Annotated in this window: 5 protein-coding genes; 3 read left to right on the plus strand and 2 right to left on the minus strand. The window is 36.5% G+C overall.

What is annotated here, in order from left to right:
- Positions 1-62: 62 nt before the first annotated feature.
- Positions 63-2,159, minus strand: a complete 2,097-nt coding sequence (locus tag A5844_RS03590) for a heavy metal translocating P-type ATPase (protein ID WP_086283910.1) — start codon at positions 2,157-2,159, stop codon at positions 63-65.
- Positions 2,160-2,399: 240 nt separating this feature from the next.
- On the opposite strand from A5844_RS03590, the gene A5844_RS03595 reads away from it, so the two are divergent.
- Positions 2,400-3,533: a hypothetical protein gene (locus A5844_RS03595; RefSeq protein WP_086283911.1), complete on the plus strand. Its 1,134-nt coding sequence runs from the start codon at positions 2,400-2,402 to the stop codon at positions 3,531-3,533.
- Between the two features lie 143 nt (positions 3,534-3,676).
- On the opposite strand, the gene A5844_RS03600 is transcribed toward A5844_RS03595, so the two are convergent.
- Positions 3,677-4,318 carry an SGNH/GDSL hydrolase family protein gene (locus tag A5844_RS03600; protein ID WP_086283912.1) on the minus strand — a complete coding sequence of 214 codons (642 nt, stop codon included), beginning with the start codon at positions 4,316-4,318 and terminating at the stop codon, positions 3,677-3,679.
- 238 nt (positions 4,319-4,556) lie between these two features.
- On the opposite strand from A5844_RS03600, the gene A5844_RS03605 reads away from it, so the two are divergent.
- Both A5844_RS03605 and A5844_RS03610 read left to right on the plus strand, forming a co-directional pair.
- The gene (locus A5844_RS03605; RefSeq protein WP_086283913.1) at positions 4,557-5,516 is read left to right on the plus strand and encodes an IS30 family transposase; all 960 of its coding nucleotides are present in this window, start codon (positions 4,557-4,559) and stop codon (positions 5,514-5,516) included.
- Positions 5,517-5,665: 149 nt separating this feature from the next.
- Positions 5,666-6,192 (plus strand): transposase family protein (locus A5844_RS03610; protein ID WP_143353699.1); only part of this gene is annotated, 527 nt, incomplete at its 3' end.

Consider the following 6,192-nt stretch of genomic DNA (forward strand, 5'->3'; position numbering starts at 1 on the left):
GTCTTAGTATTCAATTAAGTTCATTCGTATTAAAAAGAAGTGACATTCAAGGGACATTCGTTTTATCTAGTTTTTTGTATTTTATTTTTTACATACAACCCTCTCATTGCATTCAGTACTGCTAAGACAGTCACGCCGACATCGGCGAAGACAGCATTTCCCATAGAAGCAAAACCAAGTGCTCCAAGAATCAAGACGATTACTTTGATACCAATCGCAAATACGATATTTTGTTTAACGATTTTTAAAGTTCTTCTAGCTGATTGGATCGCTTCTGCAATTTTTGATGGTTCATCATTCATGATAACGACATCAGCTGCTTCAATAGCTGCATCACTACCTAACCCTCCCATAGCAATGCCAATATCCGCTCTTGCCAGTACAGGTGCATCATTGATCCCATCTCCAACAAACGCTGTTTTTTGACTAGCTGTTTTCATGATCTCTTCCAGTTTTTTTACTTTATCTTCAGGAAGGAGTTCACTGTATACAGCATCGACTCCAACTTGTTGTGCTACTTCTTCAGCAATGACACGAGAATCCCCAGTCAACATCACTGTCTTTTTCACACCGACTTCTTTTAATTTTGCTATAGCGTCTACTGCATCAGTCTTCAACGTATCTGCAATAACCAAATACCCTAAATAACGATCAGCAACAGCAAGATAAATATGTGTTCCAACCATTTCATCCTCAGGAACAGATAGTCCATATCTGCCTAGTAATTTCTGGTTTCCCACAAGCACGGTTTCGCCAACAATTTTTGCTTTCATCCCTTCTCCAGCAATTTCTTCTGCTTTTTCAATCTCCAGTAAAGGGCCATCATAAGTAGCCAACACAGCTTTAGCGATTGGATGAGTGGAGACGCTCTCTACACTAGCGATATATTGCATAAATTGATTAGTTTCCATTTCAGAAACTACTTTTTGTACCGAAAAATCCCCTTTTGTTAGAGTGCCAGTTTTATCAAATACAACCGTATCCGTTCGAGCTAAAAGTTCAAGGTAGTTTCCACCTTTGACAAGCACACCAATTTTACTTGCTCCACCAATTCCGCCAAAGAAACTTAATGGTACAGAAATGACCAAAGCACAAGGACAAGATATAACTAAGAAAGTCAATGCACGATATATCCATTCTGAAAAATCAGCACCATTCAAGACTGGTGGTACAACCGCTAAAAGAACCGCCAATCCAACTACGATCGGTGTATAGTAACGTGCAAACTTTGTAATGAAATTTTCTGCTGGCGCTTTTTTACTGCTGGCATTTTCCACTAGTTCCAACAGCTTACTGATCGTTGAATTCTCATATGTTTTTTCTACCACAATCGTCAATGGGTTCGTCTTATTAATAAATCCACTCAAGACGGCTTCACCTGTGATAATTTTTTTTGGCAAAGACTCTCCTGTCAAAGCAGATGTATCTACTAAGGACTCTCCGCTGATAATTTTTCCATCTAAAGGCACACGCTCCCCAGGTTTCACGATGACCTTTTCGCCTATCTGCACGTCTTCTGGTTCTTTCGTCATTATTCCTGTCGCAGTTTCAACATGAGCGACTTCAGGACGGATCGCCATTAATTCACGGATGGAGCGACGAGATTGATCTACTGCAAAATGTTGGAAATACTCCCCAATTTGATAAAACAACATAACTGCTACTGCTTCGGGATATTCACCAATCGCCATTGCCCCAATTGTTGCAACAGACATCAAAAAATTTTCATCAAAAACTTGTCCTTTACGAATATTCATTACCGCTTGCTTGAGTACATCAAAGCCAATGATCAAAAAAGTGATTAGAAAGCCAATAAAGCGAACAGGTTCAGTTGGTACGAACAAGAACAAACCTAATAAGCCAAGTGCGGAAATCCCAATACGCCAAAGTGCATGATTTTGGAGCGCTGACTGTTTATGAGACGGCTTTAGTTTTTTCTTTTCGATTTCTGTTACTGTAACATTCGGCTCTAAAGCCACAATCTTCTTTTTCGCTTCATTTTCAATGGCCGTCATTTCAGCTTCATCTGCTTCTATTGTTAATTTACCAGTGGCAAAATTGACACTTGCTTCTTTTACGCCATGGATTTGTTTGACTTGTTTTTCGATTTTCATAGCACAATTTGCACAATCTAATCCTTCTAATTGGTAACTTTTCATTTGATATCACTCCTCACACTTACATATGAACAACTCTTCATAAGTCATTATAAATGAATGTTCATTCATGTGTCAACTAATTAATAATACACTGTGAGAAAAGTAACTACTTCGACTATCCTTCAAGAAGCTACTTTAAGAACGAAAAGAATCTTATTTTCTAATAATCGAAAAAAAAGTAAGCAATATAACTGTTTAAAGGCGTACAATTTTAATAGGTTACAAGTAAGGAGAATGTCTATGATTGACTTTGATCGACAGTACCATATATTAGCACTTGCACTCAGACTTGGTAAGGCCTCCGACTTTAAAGCAGTTGGAGATGAGGGAAAAGAAAATTACCAATTTTTGTTTTCAAAATTTATATCCATGATTGAACAAGATAAAGGTTCCTTTTTTATTGAACCACAAAAAAAAGCTGCAATTATCACATCACTGCAACATACCATTGATTTTTATGATACAAAGGAAGCTTCAGAATTACAGAACATCATCGAAAATCTAAAAGAAAACGATCCGACCAGTTTTGTGATCATTCCTTCTTATATCACTATTACCAGTGTTAATAATCACGTTTATAGTCTAATTATTTATAAACGATCCGACCATTATGTCTTAGTAAAAACAGATAAACTACATTCCGATTTCATGAATAATTATTACATTAAGTTTCCCCCTGAACGAATTGAAGAAGTTAGCGAACTCCTTTTTGCTACAAAATTTGACTACCATCCAACCAGTAGAGTGAATATCATCTCCTATATCAAAAGAAAGTTGGATCAACCTGTAAATGAAATGCGGCTTTCTATGAGAGGTTACTCAGGAGTTCCTAACTGTCCCATCCTTGAACCATTTACTGCTTTTAGAATTGCGCTTTATAATTGTCACGATTCCATTTTCGCTACTCATGAATTCTATCTTAAACGCTTCTATAAATCAAAAGAATGCCGAAAACGGTTTCTAAACACATTTCTTGATACGAATAAAGAGCAAATTCAAAAATTTTTAGCTTTATGGGATCATTATGAAAAAAGGAAGGAAGTGACAAGTCTACCTTTTAATAAAGAACCAGAGAATGCACGTACAATTTCCAGATGTTTTTTAAAAAAAGTATTAGAAGATCCAGAAACACCGCAAAATTTTAAAAAAAAACATACAGAAGTAAAAACTCCATACAAAGTTTTTACTTCTGATTCTGTAACACTCAAATCATTGAAGAAACATCTAAAGACTCTTTCAAAGCAGCAAAAAAAAATTAGGAAACAAAAAAAGTTAAAAGAGCATTTATCTAGAGGTAAAAAGCTCTATTCTACGAATTCACAAAGTCAAGAAGTGAAAAATCTTCCTTCAAGTTGGAGAGATAAAAGTAGGTAATCCATTTCTGTAATTGAAAAAATAGACTCATAAGATTGAAGCTCATCTATGAGTCTATTTTTTTATTATTATAAAAGTCATTGATTCGATTCAAAATAGAAATATGTGCTATGCCTTAAGCTTTAAGGCGTTTTATTAATTCTTTATAACCATTCCTCTTTCGTTTGTATGGACTCTATCCAACTACGAGCGATTATTTCATGTCCAAGATTTGTGGGATGAACGCCATCTTCTGCTGTGTATTTCTCAAATCCATACCTGATCCCTAAGGCATTTAAATTGCCATCTAAAGGCACGAATAAAGCATGATATTCCTCAGCCAAGTGACGGATCGTGTGAATTTTTTGGTCAAGGTCCAGTCGCCAAGACTTGCGATCTTCTGGGATTGGCAATACGAAAGGCTCCATCAATACAATATTTGAGATATTATTTTCTTTCAATGATTCAAGTAGATAGCGATAGTTATCTTCAAATCGTTGCAAAGATTTTACCAAAGCAAATTCGGTAGGATCACTTACATTGTGCCAAGTATCATTGATACCGATCAAGATAGAGACAATATCAGGTCGCCATTCCAAACAATCGGCTTGCCAACGGTTTCTTACATCTATGAGTTTGTTGCCATTGATTCCCCGATTCAAAAATAAAAAATCTTTCTCAGGATACTTTGCACTCAGTTTCCCCGCAACTAGTAACGGATAGCCCTTACCTAAATCATTTTGGTTTGAATAGTCGCGTCCCGCATCTGTAATACTATCGCCAATGAATAAAATACGTTTCATCATTTTTCTCCCTCTTTCTCACTTTTTACTTTTTTATTATCCCACAGTCCCAATGACAATGAAAGATTCAAACACGGAAGGACTATCTCCACATCTATAAAATAAAAAACGCAGAAATGCGACAAACATTTCTGCGTTTTTTGGTTCCGCCGATTGTAAAATTAAGCTAGACAACTAAAAAAAGTCACTTGTGCTACACTCAAAATAGTTCCGACCAAAGAATTATAAGGAGTGAGTACAAATGACCTATACCCATCTTACAACAGACGAACTTGTTTTGATAGCGTCTTATTTCAATATCGACAAACCTGTCGCTCTTGTCGCACAAAGTTTAAATCGCTCTAGACAAACCATTTATAACGTTTATTCGTTCCTCAAACAAGGAAAAAAAGTGCTAGATTATTATCGACAATACAAACAAAATAAATCCCGGTGTGGACGACATTCAACCGTTTTATCTGATGAGCAATCAACGTATGTTCAAGAGAAAGTAGCTCAAGGATGGTCCCCCGACGTGATTATCGGCCGTAGCGAGTTTCCAATTGATTGTTCTGCTCGTACACTCTATCGGATGTTTAAAAAAGGCCTTTTTGACACGCAGTCGTTACCTATGAAGGGAAAGCGCAAACCAAATAATCATCAAGAAAAGCGTGGGAAACAGGCCTTTCGCAGAACTATTCATGAACGGAACAGTCTCTATCCACACCTGTCCAAAGAATTTGGACATCTTGAAGGCGACACCATTGTGGGAGTCAAACACAAGAGCGCTGTTATTACATTGGTTGAGTGTTTATCCAAGGTTATTATTACTTTGAAACCCATAGGCAGACGAGCCGAAGATATCGAAACCAGGTTAAATGATTGGTTCAAATCCATGCCTAAACATCTGTTTAAATCCATGACGTTTGATTGTGGAAAAGAATTTTCCAACTGGCGATCTATAAGTAACTCGAACGATATTGACATCTTTTTCGCAGATCCAGGAACACCTTCGCAAAGAGGGCTAAATGAGCACTCAAATGGCTTGCTTAGAAGAGATGGTTTACCTAAAACAATGGACTTTAGAGACACGGATGAAACCTTTATTCAATCCGTTGCCTCGAAAAGAAACCATATTCCAAGAAAATCACTAAATTACCAAACACCATTGGAAGTATTTTTGAGCTGCATGGATAAAGATATATTGTCTAGCTTAATTTGACAAATCAGATTCTATAATATCTAGTGTTGGTGGAAAACAATTTTGTTTTCTACTAACACTATTTTTTTGTAAAAAAAGATAGAAAAAGAGATATCCAAATTGATAGAATTAAGTCGCCTAAAACAAACTCATCAAGAAAGGATATCTCCATGGACTATCATACTAAAAAATTACTCGGTTTAACAGATGAAAATATCATTTTCCCTACAAATTGGCTTTCTGAAAAGAAAGAAGGAGGCATTACCTCCTACATGATTCATGGACGCTTAGATTATACTCCTCCCACTTGTTGTACAAAATGTGGGGTTAAAAATGAAGGACAAGTGATTAAATATGGGACCCACCAAACTACCATTCAATTACTACCGATCCATTCACGTAAAACAATCTTAAAACTTAAAAAAACTCGATTCCTATGTAAAGAGTGTGGCGCAACTTTCTCGGCTGAAACTTCTTTAGTCGATAGAAATTGTTCGATTTCTGTCGACTTGAAACGAAAAATCATGGCAGAATTAGCGACCAACTCCAGTAGAAAAGACATTGCCTTTCGTTATTTCGTATCGGATGTAACGATTTTACGAATCATGAAAGCGGCTGTGAAGAACGGTAAAGTACGTTTGGACTACTTGCCCTCCGTTCTTTGCTTTGATGAATTTAAAGCAATGAAATCCTGTGT

This window comes from Candidatus Enterococcus wittei, from assembly GCF_002140175.1.
In the GTDB taxonomy this organism is placed as follows: Bacteria; Bacillota; Bacilli; order Lactobacillales; family Enterococcaceae; genus Enterococcus_B; species Enterococcus_B wittei.